Here is a 1,809-nt window from a genome sequence, read left to right as displayed (position 1 = left end):
GCATCCACCGGCGCCAGCAACCGCCCCTCCGCATCGATCAGCGTCAGCTGGCCATTGTCCTGCCATACCGCCGCCGGCTCCCGCTCGGTGATGTGGATCAGCAGCCGGTCGGGCAGCCGCCGCGCGACATAGGCGTCAGCGATCCAGCCATAGGCCAGCAACCGTTCGCGCACCCGCGCCAGATCGACGCGCAGCATCGCGCGGCTCGGCTGGTCCTCCAGCGCGATCGCATAGACCGTCTCGCGGTCCATCCGCTTCAGCCCGGTGATATCGACCTGCTCGATCCGCAGTCCGGCGCGCGCGCCCGCCTCCGCGATGCCGACGCCGATCGCCTGCGGCACCCCCAGCAGCGACGCGACGAACAGCGCGGCGGCGCCCACCCCGCCCAGTACGGTCCACGTCACCACGCGGCGCAGCCCGTCCTCGCTCAGCGGCAGCTTCGCGATCATCCGGTCGCCGAACGACTGTTTCGCGACGCGCCGGCGGTTGGCGACCGGCGCGCGGCGCTGCGGCGGTCCGCCGCGGCGGATCGTGCGGCTCACCGCGGCGGCTCCCGCATCGCCTCGTCGACGATCGCCTGGACCAGCTCGGCATAGCTCATGCCGGTATGGCGCGCCTGTTCGGGCACCAGGCTGAGCGGGGTCATGCCCGGCTGGGTGTTGACCTCCAGCAGGAACAGTCCGTCGACGCCGCGCTCGTCGTCCCAGCGGAAGTCCGACCGGCTGCATCCCCGGCACCCCAGCACGCGATGCGCCTGCACTGCCAGCGACAGGCACGCCTGCGCGACGTCGTCGGGGATGGGCGCGGGAAAGATGTGGTCGGTCATCCCGTCGGTATATTTGGCATCGTAATCGTACCAGCCCGACTTGGGCCGCAGCTCGGTCACACCCAGCGCGCGGTCGCCCAGCACCGCGGTGGTCAGCTCGCGCCCGCGGACATAGGGTTCGGCCAGCAGCGTGTCGAATTCCTGCCACGGCCCGCGCACGTCGCGCCCGATCGGCTGGCCGTAATTGCCGTCCGCGGTAACGATCGCGACGCCGACCGACGATCCTTCGTTGACGGGTTTCAGGACATAGGGGCGCGGCAGCGGATCGGCGGCGAACACCTCCTCGCTGGTGACGATCCGCCCGCCCGGCATCGGGATGCCCGCGGGAACCAGCACCTGCTTGGTCAGCACCTTGTCGATCGCGATCACCGACGTCGCCAGGCCCGAATGGGTGTAGCGCAGCCCCATCAGGTCCAGCAGCCCCTGCACGCTGCCGTCCTCGCCCGGCGTACCGTGCAGCGCGTTGAACACCAGATCGGGCGCCGCCGCCGCCAGCCGCGCCGCGACGTCGCGCGCCATGTCGATGCGCGTCACGCGATGGCCGAGCGATTCCAGCGCATCCGCGACGCCGGCACCCGACATCAGCGACACCTCGCGCTCCGCCGACCATCCGCCCATCAGCACTGCGATGTGGAGGGAACCGGTCACCAGCGACCTCCGTCACCCCAGCGCAGGCTGGGGTCTCGTCCGGCAAGCGCGGCATCGGCGGAAGATGCCAGCCTGCGCTGGGGTGACGTCCTCATCATGCCGGCACCCCCACGCGCTGGATTTCCCATTCCAGCTCGATCCCGCTTGCCGCCTTCACCCGTTCCCGCACCGTCTCGCCCAAGGCCTCGATCTCGCCGCTGGTCGCGGTGCCGGTGTTGAGCAGGAAGTTGGCATGCTTCTCGCTCACCTGCGCGCCGCCCAGCGTCATGCCGCGGCACCCGGCGGCATCGACGAGCTGCCACGCCTTGTGCCCGTCGGGGTTCTTGAACGTCGAA

The 1,809-nt window shown here is 70.7% G+C and carries 2 protein-coding genes and 1 pseudogene; all 3 read right to left on the bottom strand.

All coding sequences use genetic code 11. The annotated features are described in order from the left end of the window. Positions 1-542: cell division protein FtsQ/DivIB (locus AX685_RS04420; RefSeq protein WP_156445665.1), on the bottom strand; the 542-nt coding region annotated here is incomplete at its 3' end. Then, complete coding sequence (locus tag AX685_RS04415) at positions 539-1,474, bottom strand: D-alanine--D-alanine ligase (RefSeq protein WP_082740521.1); 936 nt, start codon at positions 1,472-1,474, stop codon at positions 539-541. The genes AX685_RS04415 and AX685_RS04420, both read right to left, overlap by 4 nt. Before the next feature lie 94 nt (positions 1,475-1,568). Next, positions 1,569-1,809: pseudogene (locus tag AX685_RS04410) on the bottom strand (UDP-N-acetylmuramate dehydrogenase); the annotation flags it as partial.

The sequence above is a fragment of the Sphingomonas sp. CCH9-F2 genome, assembly GCF_001556735.1.
Classification (GTDB): domain Bacteria; phylum Pseudomonadota; class Alphaproteobacteria; order Sphingomonadales; family Sphingomonadaceae; genus Sphingomonas; species Sphingomonas ginsenosidimutans.
Note: the sequence above shows the minus strand (reverse complement) of the source record. Positions and strands in the feature narration are given on the sequence as shown.